Below are 17,220 nucleotides of genomic sequence, written 5' to 3'. Positions count from 1 at the left end.
CGTGGTGGTGTGCCGTTGGACGTGGGACGAACCACGCGCATTGATTCATCCATTATTTTGACTTACTCAAGAAAATGAGTCAGTCTGGAGACATGCCAACGTCCTCGGACTACGAGCGCATGCTTCGCGAGGCCGAGCTGCGGGTGACCAGCCCACGGATCGCGGTGCTGTCCGCCGTGCACGACCATCCGCACGCCGACACGGAGTCCATCTTCGGGGTCGTGCGGGAGAGTCTCGGCGCGGTGTCCCACCAGGCCGTCTACGACGTGCTGAAGGCACTCACCAATGCGGGGCTGGTGCGGCGCATCCAACCGCAGGGATCCGTCGCCCGCTACGAGACGCGAGTCGGAGACAACCATCATCACGTCGTGTGTCGATCGTGCGAAGCCATCGCCGACATCGACTGCGCCGTGGGGCATGCCCCGTGTCTGACCGCGTCCGATGATCACGGCTTCACGATCGACGAGGCCGAGGTCGTCTACTGGGGCCTGTGCCCCGACTGTTCCACCGCACAACGTAACTGATTCGCACGTTCTCCCTGTTCGAAAAGGATGTCCATGTCTGACAGTCACGAGGCCGCCACGGCGGAGAACTCGGGCGGCTGCCCCGTCGTCCACGGCGAGCAGCTCCCACACCCCACCCAGGGCGAGGCCAACCGTTACTGGTGGCCGCACCGTCTCAACCTCAAGATTCTGGCCAAGAACCCCTCCGAGTCCGATCCGATGGGCGAGGACTTCAACTACGCCGAGGAGTTCCAGAAGCTCGACCTCGCCGCCGTCAAGCAGGACATCGCCGAGGTGCTGACCACCTCCCAGGACTGGTGGCCGGCCGACTTCGGACACTACGGTCCGCTGATCATCCGGATGGCCTGGCACAGTGCCGGCACCTACCGCGTCAGCGACGGCCGCGGTGGCGGCAGCGCCGGCCAGCAGCGCTTCGCCCCCCTCAACAGCTGGCCCGACAACGTCAACCTCGACAAGGCCCGCCGACTGCTGTGGCCCGTCAAGCAGAAGTACGGCCGCAAGCTGTCCTGGGCCGACCTGATGATCCTCGCCGGAAACGTGGCCCTGGAGACGATGGGCTTCAAGACCTTCGGCTTCGCCGGCGGCCGCGAGGACGTCTGGGAGCCCGAGGACGACGTGTACTGGGGCTCGGAAACCACCTGGCTCGGCAGTGATAAGCGCATCCTCAACGAGGACCGGGAGATGGAGAGCTCCCTGGGCGCGACCCACATGGGCCTCATCTACGTGAACCCCGAGGGCCCGGAGGGGCGGCCGGACCCCGCTGCCGCCGCCCACGACATCCGCATGACCTTCGGTCGGATGGCGATGAACGACGAGGAGACCGTCGCGCTGATCGCCGGTGGGCACACCTTCGGCAAGACCCACGGCGCGGCGCCCGACTCCTACCTGAAGGCCGACCCGGAGGCCGCCCCGCTGGAGGAGCAGGGGCTGGGCTGGACCAACACCTACGGCACCGGTAAGGGCGCCGACACCATCACCAGCGGGCTGGAGGTCACCTGGACCTCTACCCCGACTCGGTGGAGCAACGGCTTCTTCGAGAACCTCTTCGGCTACGAGTGGGAGCTGTACCAGGGACCCGGCGGCGGCTGGCAGTGGAAGCCGAAGGACGGTGCAGGTGAGGGCACCGTGCCTGACGCGCACGACCCGTCGAAGAAGCACGCTCCGACGATGCTCACCACCGACCTGTCGCTCAAGGTCGACCCGATCTACGAGCCGATCGCACGCCGGTTCAAGGACAACCCGGAGGAGTTCGCCGACGCCTTCGCCCGTGCGTGGTTCAAGCTGACCCACCGCGACATGGGCCCGACCGTGCGCTACCTCGGCCCGGAGGTTCCTTCCGAGGAGCTGCTGTGGCAGGACCCGATCCCCGCCCCGGAGCACGACATCGTCGGCGCCGCGGAGATCGCGGACCTGAAGTCGCGGATCCGCGAGTCCGGACTGACCGTCGCACAGCTGGTCTCCACCGCGTGGGCAGCCGCCTCCACCTTCCGCGGCAGTGACAAGCGCGGTGGTGCCAACGGTGGCCGGATCCGCCTGGAGCCACAGGCCAGCTGGGAGGTCAACGAACCCGAGAAGCTCGCCGTCGTGCTGCGCACCCTGGAGGGGATCCAGGAGTCCTTCAACGCAGCCCAGACCGGCAACGTCCGGGTGTCCTTCGCCGACCTCGTGGTACTGGCCGGCTGCGTGGGAGTCGAGGAGGCCGCCAAGGCCGCCGGACACGACATCGAGGTTCCGTTCACTCCCGGCCGTGGCGACACCACGCAGGAGCTGACCGACGTCGAGTCCTTCTCGCACCTGGAGCCGGTCGCGGACGGCTTCCGGAACTACCGCGGCAAGAACAGCCACCTTCCGGCCGAGTACCATCTCATCGACCGGGCGAACCTGCTCACGCTAACCGCCCCGGAGATGACGGTCCTCATCGGCGGGCTGCGCGTCCTGGGGGCGAATTTCCAGGACTCGGCGATGGGCGTGTTGACCAACCGTCCGGGCACGCTCACCAACGACTTCTTCGTGAACCTGCTCGACCTGGACAGCACGTGGAAGCCAGCCGACAACACCTCCGAGACCTTCGAATGCCGCAGTGAGGCAACCGGTGAGCTGCTGTGGACCGGCAGCCGCGCCGACCTGGTCTTCGGCTCCAACTCCGAGCTGCGCGCGGTCGCGGAGGTCTACGCGGCCGACGACGCCAAGGAGAAGTTCGTGCGGGACTTCGTCGCCGCGTGGGACAAGGTGATGAACCTGGACCGGTTCGACCTCACCTGAGCCACGCCACCCGGCGTCCGGGAAGCAACCTGCGGGGCCGGCCCGACCATCCCGGTCGGGGTCGGCCCCGGCATGGGCGTCGCGGGGGCTGGCCGCCCGGATACGGGTGCTGTGTGCGACGCCCCGGGGCGGTTGCCTGCCCGGCCCGCCGGATCGAGCCTAACCGCGCAGCCGGTGGCGCAGCTGCTCCATATCTGCGAGGAACCACATCTGGCCGCCCGCGTTGCACTCGGCAACGAAGTCTCGCAACGCCGAGATGTGCCCCCTATATCGGGAGATGTCGCCCAGAACGACGAGCTCAACGCGGTAGTTGACGAACTTCTGCACAATGTCCCCCGCCACCCGGGTGCTCAGCTGGAATAACGCCTCATCGAACCGTTCGGCGGGAATCACCACCCATTCGGTGCCCAGATAACCGGCGTTGCCAATGAGATCCAGCACGGTGCCCTCGTCGCCCACCGGTGGCCCCTCGCCCGAGCGCATCAGGCTACCCTGGCGTGCGCCCACGCCGCCAGCGCGGACAGTACTGTTGTGAAGTGGCACGTATCCACGAACCTTCTCCCCTCGGTTGTACGGGGCCGAGGCCCTTCCCCGGCATACGGGAAAGCGCGATACGAGAAGGTTTGGAGTTGTACCGGGCACACCCACGCCGATCGGCATGCCGCCGTCCTCAGGTGGCGCGCGTGGCCGACACCGCTAGGCAAACCCGGGCATGCTCGACAACCGGGATTCAGCGGTCGTCGGCTAGGCCTGTCGCCGGTAGTGGCGACCAGGTCGGACAGGTGGCAGGTGAGCTCGCGGTTGGTCGGGGCCGCGGGTGGGTAGACGCGCCGGGACCGGCGGCTCGGCCGGTGGAGCACCTGGCGGATAACGCTGCGCATGATCCGACCTCCCCCTCAACAGCCTTCCCCGACCCCTCTCGGACGCGGCAGGGTGTGAGAGAACGGTGCGCAGCTCGTGACCGGTGCTCCCGAGAGGATGGACGACGTGGCCCTGGTGAACCTGACCCCCCACCCGGTGACCGTGTACGCCGACGACGGTCACGTGGTGCTGCGCTGCCCGCCCGCGGAGCTACCGGTGCGCCTGCCCGTGCGCCGTGACGACGAGGGGGAGGTGGCGGGCGTGCCCGTGGTGGTGGAGCACCGTGGCCGCGTCGAGCTGCCCGCCCCGGCACCCGGGGTGAGCTTCATCGTGTCCTACGCCGTCGCCGTAGCACATCCGGAGCGCGGCGATCTGCTGGTACCCACCGACCTGGTGCGGTCGGAGGAGGGCACGGTGGTGGGGTGCCGGGCATTCAGCCGGATCGCGGCAGACGGCGGCACGATTTCCTGAAACCCCCTACATCGGGCGGCTTCGACACGATAGAAATGAACCCTCCAGCGGTCTTCGCACCGTCGAAAGGCATCCATGTCCGAGGTCTCCACCCCCACCGTCCCCGAGACCCTACTGGCGCTGGTCGGTACCAGTCCGCTGCCGCCGCTGCACGCCGCACTGGAGTTCCGGCCGCGGAAGCTGGTGCTTGCGCACAGCTCCGACACCCGGTGGCGGGCCGTACGCATCAGGGCTGCCGCCCGGGAGCACGGCGGCATCTCGGACGTGGAGCTGCGCGACCTGGGCGCGCAGGTCTCCGACTTCCAAGCCGTCGGTGCTGGCATTCGGCGCTTTCAGCAGGAGACGCGGGGCCAGCCTGGCGGCTGTGCTTCACCGGCGGCACCAAGGTGATGGCCATTGAGGCCGCACTGGCGCACTGCGAGGAGTTCCCCGACCGTCACGACTGGCGCAGCTACCTGGACGTCTCCACCGACACGCTGTGGTACACCGACGGGGACCGCCGGGACGCGGTCGGCGGTGGGCTGGAGCTGGCGGCGACCGCCGCACTGCACGGCGTGACGATCACCCACGAGGAAGGCCGCACGCCCGCCAACCCGGCGGAGGGCAGGTGCCAACAGTGGCTGGCCGGGCTGGTCGCCGGGCAGGGGTGGGAGTTCCACCGCAATGTGAAGGTGAAAGACCCGTTCCCCGACCCTGACACTGGACAGCTGCGGTTCACCGGCGAGTTCGACGCCGTGCTACGACGCGGGCACCGGGTGGTGTGTGTGGAGCACAAGACGTCGAATGGCCCCCAGGTCAGGCCGGTGGCCAAGAGCCTGCTGCAGGACGCCGGGTGGACGCTGGCGTTGGCCCAGCGCGTGTTCGGTGCCGCGACCGGAGTGTTGTTGGTCCACGACGGGGATCCGGACCCGACGCTGGTCACACAGCTGCGTGAGATCAATCCGTACCTGAACGGCGGCAGGGTCTTCGGCTGCGCCGCGGAGGAACTGCACGCGCACTTCCCCGATGCCGCGACACTGAGCGCCACCTTCTTCGGCGGCGAAGCGAAGGGGATCCCCGACGGTTCCGCCTTCCCTCAGCCCAGCCCGCCGGCCGAACAGCACCCGCGGACCGGCGCACCGGTACTCATGGCCCTCGGCGGTAGCCGCCTCGGGGTGCTGGCCTCCACCGCCGCCCATCAGCCCGACCCCATGCGGCTGCTGTACAGCAGGGAGAGCGAACAGGAGCTGCGGGGCATCAAGGATGCGGTTCGGTGCGCACTGTTCGCGTTGGAACACCCGAGTACCGCCATGGACCGCACCGTGATCCGGGATGGCCGGCTGCGTCGCCAGTACGAACGTGGCTACGAGGCGCGCGTCAAGTGCGCGCCGCGGGCGGTGTCCACCGGGCATGTGGCCGATGCGGTGGAGGTGGGCGCACGGGCGTTGGACGAGCTTCCGCCGGACAGCCCGCCCCCGGTGGTCGACATCACCACGGGAACCAAGGCGATGAACCTGGGCTTGGCCCTGGCCGGGCGGGCCCGCGGTGGCTGCGTCACCTACATCTCCGCCCACACCCGCACCATCCACTGCCGGGAACACGGCGAGGTCGGCCGGGTTCCGGAGGTCCATATGGACTGGGGTCGGGTCATCCGGGCCCAGCGTGGCTACCGACGGGCGACCCTGGAACAGGTCCAGGCCGCGAACGCGCACGCGGCCACGTGGTTGGACCTGGAGCTGCTCGCCACCGCCGCCGAGGCCGCGCAGCGGCAGCTGCGGCGGTGGGGGCGCGACGGCGATCTCTGGGTGGACACCGCCATGCTGCCCGACGCCCCGGAGGACCTGCGCCGGCTGAGCATCGCCCAGCGGCCCAGCGTGGTGCTCACCGCGGCGGACCGGGCACTGGGACTCACCGCCCCCAAGCAGCGCACCAACACCAGCACGGCGCGCAAGAGGTGGGCTCACGCCACGTTCGCTGCCACGAAGGTCGTGCAGCAGATGTGCGGCCCGGCCGGACGCACCCTGGCCCTGCTGCGCCCCGACGCCGGCGCCCCCACCCGCGCCGATGAGCTGCGCCGGTGGATGGCCTGGTACGGCGGCTCCGAACCGGAGGAGATCGCCGCCGACGAGGCGCCGGAGGAGCTGACCGCCCACGAGGAGATGTACCGACCGGAGCTGTGTACCGCGAATCCCGGCAGTCCCGAGCTGTCCGACGAGGTCGGTAGCGCGCTGGCGACGCTGTTCCCGCGGTGATCCGGGCGATCCATCTCGGGTGTATCTGCGTGTCCGAGAGGACGGGGCGGCGTGTCCGAGAGAACTCGGTAAGAACCGACGGCGAGCGAGAAGGAGTGTGCGTGCCATGCCCGAACCCCCCGGGCCCACCGACGCCGAGCGCGGCGTGCTAGTGGGCCTGGACCTGCGCGGCATCCAGGACTTCGTCTACGAGGGCCGCCGCCTGCTGGACGCGATCGGCCGGTCGGCGCTGGTGGGTGACCTGGTGCGGACCGTGCCCGTGCGAGGTGAGCCCGATATCGCCGACCTGCTGCGGGGCATCGATTGCACGACGATCCGCGACACTGGCGGCGCACTGTGGGTGGCGTTCCACGGCGAGCAGGCTGCCCGGGACGCCCGCGGGTTCACCGCGGAGTACACCCGCAGGCTGCGTGAGACCTCGGTCCGCATCCAACCGGTCGTCAAGCACCTTCGGTACGGCGCAGACGACACCGAGGCGAAGACCCTCGCCGACGCGGTGCGGGACATTGGTCGACTGCTGGCCGCAGAGAGCCGGGACCACAGCCACACCCCCGTGCTGGGCTACGGGGTCACCGCGATCTGCGAGGTGACCGGCCGACCCGCCGAGACCGTGGACCCCGACCGCGGCCGGGAAACTCCGGACCGGCCCGACGAGGCCGCCCCCGAGCGGGTCGCCCGAGACGTGCGGCACGCCCGGGCACGCGGCCGAACCTGGCACCAGCAGAAGAACGAGGATTGGCTGGCGGAACTGCCGCCGTTCCGTGGCATACCCCTGGACCTGCCCATGGACGTGGAGCAACTCGGCCGAGAAATGGGCGAAGTGAGCCGCCAGGCCGTGATCCACCTCGACTTCAACGACCTCGGCAAGACCCTGCACGCCCACGCCGATGCCCAGCATGGCACAACCGACTTCACCACGCGCATGCGTGAACTCTCCGGCCAGGTCCGCACGCTGACCGAAGGCCTGGCGCGGGCGATGACCCGCGCGGTGACCAACGCCCTGCAAGAGGAGAGCGATGCCGAGCCGTGGCCGGTGCTGCGCGGTACCTTGCCGAACCAACTGCTGCGCGTGGCGACACACAGGGACCGCTCCGGCATGGACTTCGTCAAGGTGCCACTGCGCCCCATCGTGGCCGGGGGCGATGACCTCACGATCATCTGCGACGGCCGGCTCGCCTGGAGCCTCACCCGCTTCGCGCTGGACTGGCTGGACCGGGTGGAGGTTGCCGAAGGCGATCCGCGGCACCCCTTCACCGAGTTGGGGCCAAACCCGGACTGGGACATCGAGCGGGAGGTGGGCGACCAAGGTGCCGTCACCGGCGTGCCCACCATGAAGGTCGGTATCGCGGTACAGCCGGTCGGCGCGCCGCTGATCGCCGGTTACCAGATCAGCGAAGCACTCGCCAAACGGGCCAAGGATCACCGCAGGGACATGCGCACAACCGGCGATGACGACGACCACGCGGTGGTCTGGTCCCTGGACTTCGACACTCCCGAGCGGGTGATGGACCGGCTCCAGCACCGCGCCACGGGCACCGGCGATCCGCTCACCGCCCAGCCGATGCTCGGCTCGGAGTTCCGGGACTTCCTCACCACCTACTTCGCCGTGGCGGGCGACCGTCCCCACTCGCTGCGCGGCCCCACCTGGCGGGAGAACCGCTCTTGGCTGATCGGCGACCTCATGAAGCTGTTGGAACAGGGCCACGACCTAGCCGCCGAGCTGCAGCGCCGCAAGAGCCTGGAACTGCCCCACCAGCTGCCCGAACATGCCGACCGCAGGGACGACACAGACGCGCGAGCGCGGCTGTACGAGGCCCTGCAACTGATCGATCTGCACCTGGACGTGAACCTGGAGGAGGTGCCGTGAGTCGCCAGCCGACCCACCTGCGTCTGCAGCTGGCCTCCCCGGCCCAGTTCACCGGGGCAAGCGCCGGCGGAACCGATGCCGACACCGACGTCGTCACCGACGAGCACGGCCTGCCCTACTACCCCCGACACCGGCTGGCCGCGCGGCTACGCGAGGGCGCGGTGACCGCGATCCGTGCCCACGGGGACCGCAACCTGCTGCGCACCGCCGAGGAACTGCTGGGAACCACCCGCGGCGGGCACGAGGCCACCCGCGCACTGCGTATCGGCCACGCCCACCCCGCCCTCGCCGTGCGCGCCGCGGTGGCCGCAGCCCAGCAGCGCCGCGAGGAGGAGCATCCGAGCGACAGCAAGGGGGAACTGCGCCAAAGGGAAGCCGCCCGCACCCACCTCGCCACCGCGGTTACCGCCGCCTACGCCGAGGAGGAGAGCGGCACCCAGGTGGACGAGCTCGGCACCCCGATCAGCGGGCGGCTGCGCACCCACCGCGCGCTGCGCCCCGGCCTGGTGCTGTGGGCCGAGCTGAGCTGGGGGGTGGAGTACCGGGAGGAGTACGGCCGCCTGCTCGCCCTCGCCGCGCTGGGCACCACCGCCGCCGGCATGCGCATCACCCGCGGCCGGGGCCGGATCGACGTGCGCGTCGCCGCCCCGGAGGAGGCCGAGGGCACCGGCGCCGACGCAGCGCACCACTACACCCTGCGCCTGGCCGGGATCGCGGCCACGACGGAAGGAGCGTGGTCATGACCGCGACCGGCTACCTGGCACTGCGGATGCTGCTCACCGAGACTGCGGTGCTGCGCAACCGCTTCACCCCGCTACATGTGGCGAGCGAGCAGGTGATCCCCGGGCGGGTGCAGCGCGGCATGCTCGCCGCCGCACTGCACCGTGCCGACCAGGCGCACCTGATCCACGACTGGGTGGCGAAGGGCGAGGCGATCCGCTTCGGCCCGGCGCTGCCCTTCGTGGAGTCCTCGCCCGGTCACGGCAGCATCGCCGTGCCCACCCCGGCCGCCCTGCACTACCGCACCGTTGCGGACATCCCGAACCAGGAGGTCTATGAGCTGGTGGACATGCTGAGCCTGCGGCGCGGGCATGCGGGAGGCATCACCCCGGAGAACACTGACCCCGGAAAGCGGCTGCGCGGTTACATCCTGCCCCGCGACCTTCGGGCACCGGTGTCGGTGACCACGCACACCGAGCGGTACCTGGGCACCGGACGCGGCGGCGAACCCCTACAGGGCGTGCCGTTCCTGACCACCATGCTGGACGCCGGACAGGTCTTCGAGGCCCGCTGGCGGCTGTGCGCCGAGACCGAGCAGGCGCTCCAGGACCGCGCTGGGAAGGTGCTGGCAGTACTGGAGCGGTCGGCCGGGTCGCTGGTTCTGGGCACCGGCTCCACCCGGGCACACGGCGGACGGCCCCAGATCATGCCGGTCGCGGATGGCCCGCTGGTGCGGGACCGCATCGAGGCCGCCGAAAACTGGCCGGCCGGGGAGGCGCGGGACCTAGTGCTGCTGTCCCCGGCGTTGGTGGCGGACCACAATGGCGAGCCGCGCCCCGGCTGCCTTGCAGGGGCCGTGGCGACGCTGTGCAAACAGGTGCTGGGCGACGCGGGCGCGGTCAAGCAGGTGGGCGAGGTGGTGGAGTCCGAACCGGTGGAGGTCTACCACCGGATGTACCGCAGCGCCATGGCCTGCCGCTGGGCCGCCGCCGCGGGATCGGTGGTGCGGTTGGAAGCCCGGCGGCACATCCCCGCCGCACAGGTGCGCGAGCTGGAGAGCCAGCCCGTGGGACAGCGGCGGGTGGACGGTCACGGATGCTTCGTGCTGCTCAAGTCGGCCTCACGGGTACACGGCACGGATCTGTGGCAGCAGAAGTCGACCCGCCCCGCGGCTCGGCTGCGGCTCCCCGACGGCACCGAGCCCCCCGGTGACGTGTCGGACCCGGGCGATGAGGTGGCCGCGTTGCGACACCGAATGCTGTCGCACGCCGTGGCCGAGCCGCTGCGCGCCCGCGCCCGAGAACTCGCCGCCCACGCCACGCAGCTGCCCTCGCCGAGCCTGCTGGGCCGCCTGCGGGAGGTGGTGGCGCAGGCGGCGCCCGGCGGGGACGGTCAGCAGCCGCACTGGGGGGTGCTGCGGAGGCTGGCGGCTGTGGCTGCCGGGGAGCAGGCCGCGGCGGCCCCCCACAAAGCGTTTACCGACAAGGCCAAGGGGGAGACCGGCAAGGCGACGATCACGGCCGACAACAGCGTCCAGCACCGTCTGACCGAATGGCTCGGCCAGGCCGCCGACCCCGAGGAGCAGGAACGCTGGTGGCGGGATTTCGTATCGCAGCGGGCCATCGTCGACGCTGTCGCCGCCGTGGACCTGGACCGCCCGGCAGACAACATGCGCATCAGCCCCACCGCACAACAGTGGCTCGCCGACCACCGCCTTTGGATGATCCGCCTGCTGCTGGGCACCTGGCTCGCCGAGGCCGCGCGGCGTCGCCGGTTGCAGGACGACCGGAAGGAGCAGCCGCAATGACCGCCGAGATTGACAACGCGATCCGGCGGGAGTTCGTCGCCGGCCCGATCCGCCAGCCCGACACGGTGTGGGAGGTCGGGCTGCGGCTCACGCTGCGCTCCGACACCCATATCGGCGCCGCCTCCCCGGCCACGCCCCACGCCGCGGCGGGTGACGTGGACCAACTAGTGGACCGCGACCCGCAGACCGGCGCGCCGCGGCTGCGTGCCACCACCCTGACCGGGCTGTTGCGCCACCACCTGGCAGACAAACTGGGGCGGGAGAACGGCGAGGACCCGCAGGGGGTGAACCGGCTGTTCGGCCGGATCGAGCGGCGCGAGACCCCGGGGCGCGCCGAGGACCGGCCCGTGATGAGTGTGCTGGACGTGGACGATGCTGGGGGCACGCTGCCACCTGCCGGGGACGCGGACGGCGCCCGAACCTCGGAGGGGCCCGCCGTGCGCACCGCAAACCGGGTCGACCCGCGCAGTGGTGCGGTGGAGGCCGGCAAGCTGTGGCAGATGGAGGTGCTGCCCGCGGGCACATCCTTCGTGGTCACTCTCCGACTCCAGTTGTGTGGTGACCACGACGAGGTCGAACTCCTTGCGTTGCTTACCCGCGCGGTTGAGGGCCTGGTGGAGGAGGGGCCGGGTGTCAGGCTGGGTGCCCGCGCCGCGCGCGGGCTAGGGGCGGTGCGCGCCGAGGCGTTCTCCGCGCGCCGCCACGACCTGCGCACCCCACAGGGCTGGGCCGACTACTACGCCCGCACCTGGCACGAGCGGTGGGAGGAGGCGAAGGGCTCGCTCGCCGGGTACAGCGACGGCCTCCAGGGGGCCATCACGGCTGCGCTCGCCGAAGAGGGGCGTGCGGGCTACGAGGCCAGGCTCGCCGAGCTTCCCGCCGACCAGCGCCGCCGCGCCGAGCTGCACCTTACCCTCGAGGTGGGGGAGCGGCCCACCGAGGCCTTCCTGGGCAACGGTTCTGGCGCGGGGGAGGACGGACCCCCGCGCCCCGGCGTGATCCTGCTGGGCGACCTGCCCCGCGGTGCGGCCCGGGACACCGATGCGGACCGTGCCCACCGGATGCGCCCCGTCGTCGCCGAGGACGGCGCGGTTCGGGACGCGCCGATGTTCGGCGACACCGCGCTGTTCGCACTGGTCAAGCGGATCGGTCGGCGCCTGGCGCAGGACCTGCGCGGAGACGACCTCCCCCGTCATCATCCGTGGTTGGCCGGCTGGTTCGGTAGCGAACCCGAAACCGAGACCCCGGACCGTGCCCCGGTGACCTCCCGGGTGACGCTGCGCCAGGCCCCGCGCATCGAGGGTGGGTCGGCGCTATCCACTACCCGCACCACCATCGACGCGCTGTTCGCCGACACCGTGGACGGCCGACTGTTCACCGACCGGGCGTGGGCGGGCGGCACGTCCACCTTCGTGTTGGACGTGCGCGAACCCGACGACGCGGTGTGCGCGCTGCTGGCGCTCATCGTGCGGGAGCTGCACACCGTGCCGTTCGACGCCATCGGCGGTGGCACCGGAGTGGGCCACGGCCGGGTAACGGCCACGGATGCTCAGCTGGTGCGGTTCGGACCGGACCGCGCGGAGCCGGACACGCTGGACCTGCTAGCCGTGCTGCGCGACCCGGGCCACGAGCGGCGCGCGGAGGTCGAGGGGTGGCTGGCGGAGCTGGAGCACGCGGTGCAGCGGGACAACGACACCACGGAGGCGGTGGCATGACAGACATGACCCGACCGCAGGGGGTGGAGGTGCACCCCCTTGACGGCGAGGACATCACCCGGGCACTGGACGAGGTGCTCGGCGAGCGGCGCCGCTGCACCGCGTTGCAGGAGTTGGACCCGGGGACGACCCAGTGGGTGCTCGCCGAGTTTGGCGACGGGAGGCTCACCGGTGTCTGTCGGAAAGGCGAGGAACGGTGGGAGTGGGAGTTCGTCGGCGGCCGCCCACCCAAAGGTGCCGGCGAGCCCACCGGGGTTGACGACGCCTGGCGGCTACTGGAGATGACCGTGTTCACCTGGAATGCTCAGGTTCGCGTCGGGGAGGGCGCCGAGTACGCGCACAGCGCCCGGGACACTGCAAAGCCAGCGAAGGAATACCTCCATCCCAGCGACCGCCACCTGCTTCTGCTGGGCTGGCGCAGGGACCAAGACGAGAAGTCCGCCGCGGAAGGGCGCCGCCGGGAGTACATCCTCCCGGCCGGCCCGAACCAGGGCCTGGTGCGCGCCAAGGAGTTGTCCGGCTCCGAGGCGGTGCACCCGCTGCGCTGGGACGAGTGGACGGACTTCAAGGCCGAGCGAACCCCGAACACCAAGCCGCCCCGCCACACAATCCACGGCAGCTGGCTGCGCGTCCGAGAGTACTGGGCGCAGGACCCCACAACCGGCGCCGTGCACGTGGCCTTCCACCGCCTGGCGGGCTACGGCAGCGGCCCCATCCCAGAACAGGAGGAGTCACGGTGACCGAGTTCCGCGCCACCGCCCCCTACGGACTTGTCCCGTTGCCCCAACAGCCGATGCCTGCCGCACGGCTGTGGCCCGAGGGGGCGAACCGAGCGAGCATGTTGCAGGCGCACCACACCACCGTGCGCGGCACCCGCTCCGGCTGGATCGACCTGGAGATCCGCACGCTGACCCCGCTGTACATCGGCGGCACCCAGCAGGAGGGTCACGTGAACCTGCCACTGCGGCTGGACGGGCACCCGGTGATCCCCGGCTCGTCGCTGCGCGGCATGCTGCGCCACTACCTCCGCATGCTGACCGGCGGAGAGGTGGGACCGGTGAACCGGCCGCAGTTGTTCTTCCGGGCTCCGGTGAAGCTCAATCCAGAGGACGCGGAGGATGACAAGGACGAACGCTGGCGTCACGTGCTCACCGCCATGAACCAGCGGTACAACGAGGCACGAGGACGCAAGCCTCGGCAGGTGGGAGAGCGGCGAGCCGGGTGGCTGTACAAACATGAGGACGAGGTGTGGCGACTCTGCCCGTTGTCGACGACCGCACCTCTGAAGGTGAAGTTTCGTCTCCTGAAGGAAGCCTGCAGGAAGTTCGGGTGGGGACGATTCGACGATCCACCGACCGACAATACCTACGTTCCCGCTGTGCACCACGAGGCGTTCCAGTATAAGACCGTGTGGGCTTCCATCGACGGTGACCAAGCCCGTGATCTGGGGCGAAGCCCTCATGAGGCCCGAGGAAATAGGAAGGAGCGCCCGGTACGGCGGTGTGTGCTGGTGCTGACCGGAGTTGCAGGCAGGGAGCGGAACAGCGCCTATCTCTTTCCCTATCCGAGCGGCAATGATTCGGAATACTCGGTCGATGCGAAGCTGATCAAGAGCTTCGAGTCTTCCAGCCAGATCACCTTTTGGCAGGAACGGAACTTCGATGAGAAACACGTGGTGTTCGCCGAGACCGACGCGCTTCCGGACGGCCTCCCCCGCGGTACCGACGCAAGGCGCCCGAAGCCGGGCGCCTTGGTGCGCGGTGCCGCGGAGCCGGTGTGGTTCGATCTGGACGATGACGGCGAGGTGGTGGCCTTCGGGCGCTCGGGAGGATTCCGGGTGGCCGTGGGCGGCGATGACCCGATCGGCATGGTCGTGCCGGATGCGCTCCTCACCCCGGACGATCCGGAACAGGCGCGGCGGCGGGAACCGGATGTGCCGCGCGCACTGTTCGGGGACATCGACCTGGTGGATGATTCGAGGGTCGCCGCGGCCCGTGGGCGGGTCAGTGTCGGTTCGGCGATCTGCCCCAACGCCGGGGCTCACGAGGACCCGGCGGTGCGCGTCGAGCTGTTGGGGCCGAAACGTTCCGCGTTCGCCAACTACCTGAAGCAGAACTCCTCGACGGCGACCGCGCTGGACCCGGATCTGGTCACCTGGAGCGAGGTGGAGCACGCCCAGCTCGGGGGGTACAAGATCTACCTGTACCGCTGGGATTCTGACATCCCGCAGCCGGGCCCGCCTTCCGGTGACATCGGCAAGACCGAGCGCGATGTGCGCCCCTGGCCGACCGGCCTGACGTTCCAGGGCCGCATCACCTTCCGCAACCTCACCGAGTCTGAGGTCGGGGCGCTCATGAACGCGCTGCTGCTACTCAACCCCGCCGACGGCGGTGACCCCGCGAACCCGAAGTATGCGCACAAGATCGGCCTGGGAAAGCCCTATGGCTGGGGCAGTGTTCATATCCGACCCCGGTTGTACTTCACCGACTCCAGCGAACGTGCGGCCTCCCTGGATCTGGACGCTGGACTCCGTGAGGCCGACCCGACCGAGGCGATCACACAGTTCCGGGACGCGCTGGTGGAGTGGGCCTCGGAAGGCTCGCCCCGACCGCCGCAGACGTGGACGGAGGTGAAACGGATCAAGTCGCTGCTGATGGCCTCACTTTGGAGCGCCCGGCTGGACCCGTGCCTGACCGAGACGATGGACAATGACCAGTTCGGCCTGTACCCGATGCTGCCGAGTATCGAGGAGCGCTTCCGGCTGGCCAGGGAGGGATGAGCATGACGCACCCGCCGGGGCGGTTCCCGCACACCCAACTTCGTGCGTGCGGTGCGTCGGCGCGGTCCTCTGCGCCTCTCAGTGCGTCGAGCGCCTGGGCTGGAACTGCACCCGCACCATGAGCGTCAGCCAGTTCTCCCGGTACCCGCGCTCCCACCGCTTGATGAACGCTTCCACCACTGCCGTCCCATCCGGTGAGGGCGACGGTGCCGAGATACCAACTGACGCACGAGTTATCGCTGGTACATCTCTGCAGCGGAGAAGCATGGGAGCACGGTGACGTGACCCCTGAGGGGCGTGGCGAATCTCGTGCGAGAAGGGAAGTCGATGGTGGGGCGTCAAGACGATGCGGATTGGGTCCAGAGATGGTCGGCGGCCGTGCGCAGCCGGGCCGGCGCCGTGAGGGCCGCGGTCACGTCCCGCTGGTGGGCACTGCCGCTGACCACCGGATCGCTTGCCCTGATGCTGGGCGCCGTGCTCGGGTTCCAACTACGCGGGTCTCCGACGGCCTCGGTGGAGTACCAGGTCCTCTCCGAGGAGGCCCGCACGCTCCAGCACCAGGTGGACAATCAGGCCGACACCATATCCGACCTGCGCGACGAGCGTGACGACCTCCGGGCAGCGGTTGATGATCTCGATGACCGTGAAGACGCGCTCGACAGCCGCGAAGAGGAGCTGGACGAGCGGGAGGACGAGGTGGCCGCACGGGAGGACGCGGTTACGGAGGCCGAAAACCAGGCCGCCGAGAACACCTTCTCCGGCAGCGGAACCTACACGGTGGGCGAGGACATCGAGCCCGGCACCTACCGCAGTGAGGGCTCGGACTGCTACTGGGCGCGTTTGTCCTCCACCACCGGTCACTATGATTCCATCATTGCGAACAGCTTCAGCTCTGGTCCGCAGGTGGTCACTATCGAGCCCGGCGACGCCGCATTCGAGACCTCCGGCTGCGGCGAATGGAGTAAGGATGGTTGAGCGGCACTCGACACCGTGGAGGACGTTATGTCGAACGACAGTGAGCAGGCGCCGGAGGATCGCCCCGATGAAACCTGGCGTGCACGCTTGGCGCACAGGATCGGCCGACGAGATCTCATCGCCGCCGGGGCGGGGTTCGTCCTGGGTGCTGTTGTCGTCCTTGCTGGTGTCGGCCTGGTGTCTGTGATCACCAGTGGAAGTGGATCCTTTGAGGCGGCACTGGAGGAGTGTGGTTTGGAGCAAGGCGACAGCGTCCGAGTTCTGGACGGCGGGGATGGACTGAACCTGCAGACCGCCCGGACGGTGAACATTGACGGATTTCGACTGGAGAACTCTGATGGCGTCCCCGTGGAGGACGCCGAATGTGTACTGAGGGCCTTGGATGTTCCCGATGTAGTGCTCTCCGAGATAGAGAGCACCCGCGCCTTGGACGGCCGAATGTCCGCCGAGCGGGACGATGTCTCGGCGACCTGGTCCTTCCATCCGGACGACGGCCTGGACCTCGCGTTGACCCGCGAGTGATTTCGCCGCACGCGCCGATGATCGGCGCGGACCGGCTTTGCGGCCGCCACCCGCGCCCGCTGCGATAGGTCCCAATCCCCCCGAAATTCACCCCGCCCAGGCATTCTGCGCGCGGCGCCAGAGAACTCGGCAAAGCCTCACAGGGCGGTCAGCAGCGGAGGATGTGGTCGAGTTGTCGCCGGTTCACGCCGCGTGCTCCGTTCGCCAGTGGGCGCGAAGGACGCCAGTGCGGTCTCGCGCTCTTCCGGTGCGAGGACCCCGGCGAACGGGCTGTTCCGCCGCAGTTCGACCGCCCAGGGTGCGCGCGAGGTCAGGGCGTCGAAGACCGTGTCGAGCCCGGAATTCAGAACCTCCTGCCACCTGGCGAGCCAGCTGGCGGCCATGCCGCTCGGGTGGGTGTCCTGCAGGCGTCTCAGGTTGGCGGCGGCCTTGGCCAGCACCTCCTCGGGTGCAAGGGCCATGTGCCCGGCGACCACGCGATGCAAC

General features: G+C 69.7%; 15 protein-coding genes. 13 read left to right on the top strand and 2 right to left on the bottom strand.

Going from position 1 to position 17,220, the window contains the following annotated elements:
- Positions 1–92 precede the first annotated feature (92 nt).
- A complete protein-coding gene (locus RIF23_RS10335; RefSeq protein ID WP_310912253.1) occupies positions 93–524 on the top strand; it encodes a Fur family transcriptional regulator in 432 nt (143 codons plus the stop codon).
- Between the two features lie 33 nt (positions 525–557).
- On the top strand, positions 558–2,786 hold the full coding sequence (katG, locus tag RIF23_RS10330; RefSeq protein WP_310912252.1) for a catalase/peroxidase HPI: 2,229 nt from the start codon (positions 558–560) through the stop codon (positions 2,784–2,786).
- Positions 2,787–2,945: 159 nt separating this feature from the next.
- Here the strand turns inward: katG and RIF23_RS10325 are convergent, their stop codons facing one another.
- A complete protein-coding gene (locus RIF23_RS10325) occupies positions 2,946–3,329 on the bottom strand; it encodes a DUF4180 domain-containing protein (RefSeq protein ID WP_310912251.1) in 384 nt (127 codons plus the stop codon).
- A gap of 414 nt (positions 3,330–3,743) precedes the next feature.
- On the opposite strand from RIF23_RS10325, the gene RIF23_RS10320 reads away from it, so the two are divergent.
- From RIF23_RS10320 to RIF23_RS10270, 11 genes are all read left to right on the top strand, one after another.
- Positions 3,744–4,118, top strand: coding sequence for a hypothetical protein (locus tag RIF23_RS10320; protein WP_310912250.1), 375 nt, complete (start codon positions 3,744–3,746; stop codon positions 4,116–4,118).
- 75 nt (positions 4,119–4,193) lie between these two features.
- Positions 4,194–4,508, top strand: coding sequence for a hypothetical protein (locus RIF23_RS10315; protein WP_310912249.1), 315 nt, complete (start codon positions 4,194–4,196; stop codon positions 4,506–4,508).
- On the top strand, positions 4,508–6,349 hold the full coding sequence (locus tag RIF23_RS10310) for a hypothetical protein (RefSeq protein WP_310912247.1): 1,842 nt from the start codon (positions 4,508–4,510) through the stop codon (positions 6,347–6,349). Before RIF23_RS10315 ends, RIF23_RS10310 begins: the two co-directional genes overlap by 1 nt.
- 106 nt (positions 6,350–6,455) lie before the next feature.
- Positions 6,456–8,216, top strand: coding sequence for a hypothetical protein (locus RIF23_RS10305; RefSeq protein ID WP_310912246.1), 1,761 nt, complete (start codon positions 6,456–6,458; stop codon positions 8,214–8,216).
- Positions 8,213–8,959 carry a hypothetical protein gene (locus tag RIF23_RS10300; protein ID WP_310912245.1) on the top strand — a complete coding sequence of 249 codons (747 nt, stop codon included), beginning with the start codon at positions 8,213–8,215 and terminating at the stop codon, positions 8,957–8,959. The genes RIF23_RS10305 and RIF23_RS10300 overlap by 4 nt, the downstream gene beginning before the upstream one ends.
- Positions 8,956–10,743, top strand: a complete 1,788-nt coding sequence (locus RIF23_RS10295; protein WP_310912244.1) for a hypothetical protein — start codon at positions 8,956–8,958, stop codon at positions 10,741–10,743. Before RIF23_RS10300 ends, RIF23_RS10295 begins: the two co-directional genes overlap by 4 nt.
- A complete protein-coding gene (locus RIF23_RS10290) occupies positions 10,740–12,458 on the top strand; it encodes an RAMP superfamily CRISPR-associated protein (RefSeq protein ID WP_310912243.1) in 1,719 nt (572 codons plus the stop codon). The genes RIF23_RS10295 and RIF23_RS10290 overlap by 4 nt, the downstream gene beginning before the upstream one ends.
- Positions 12,455–13,198 (top strand): hypothetical protein, encoded by a 744-nt coding sequence (locus RIF23_RS10285; RefSeq protein WP_310912242.1) that lies wholly within the window; start codon positions 12,455–12,457, stop codon positions 13,196–13,198. The genes RIF23_RS10290 and RIF23_RS10285 overlap by 4 nt, the downstream gene beginning before the upstream one ends.
- Positions 13,195–15,237: a TIGR03986 family type III CRISPR-associated RAMP protein gene (locus RIF23_RS10280; protein ID WP_310912241.1), complete on the top strand. Its 2,043-nt coding sequence runs from the start codon at positions 13,195–13,197 to the stop codon at positions 15,235–15,237. Before RIF23_RS10285 ends, RIF23_RS10280 begins: the two co-directional genes overlap by 4 nt.
- 378 nt (positions 15,238–15,615) lie before the next feature.
- Entirely contained in the window at positions 15,616–16,212 is a 597-nt protein-coding gene (locus RIF23_RS10275) for a hypothetical protein (protein WP_310912240.1), read from the top strand.
- A gap of 27 nt (positions 16,213–16,239) precedes the next feature.
- Entirely contained in the window at positions 16,240–16,734 is a 495-nt protein-coding gene (locus RIF23_RS10270) for a hypothetical protein (protein ID WP_310912239.1), read from the top strand.
- Between the two features lie 137 nt (positions 16,735–16,871).
- Here the strand turns inward: RIF23_RS10270 and RIF23_RS10265 are convergent, their stop codons facing one another.
- Entirely contained in the window at positions 16,872–17,195 is a 324-nt protein-coding gene (locus tag RIF23_RS10265) for a hypothetical protein (RefSeq protein WP_310912238.1), read from the bottom strand.
- Between the last annotated feature and the right edge of the window lie 25 nt (positions 17,196–17,220).

This window comes from Lipingzhangella rawalii (assembly GCF_031628175.1).
Lineage (GTDB): Bacteria > Actinomycetota > Actinomycetes > Streptosporangiales > Streptosporangiaceae > Lipingzhangella_A > Lipingzhangella_A rawalii.
Note: the sequence above shows the minus strand (reverse complement) of the source record. Positions and strands in the feature narration are given on the sequence as shown.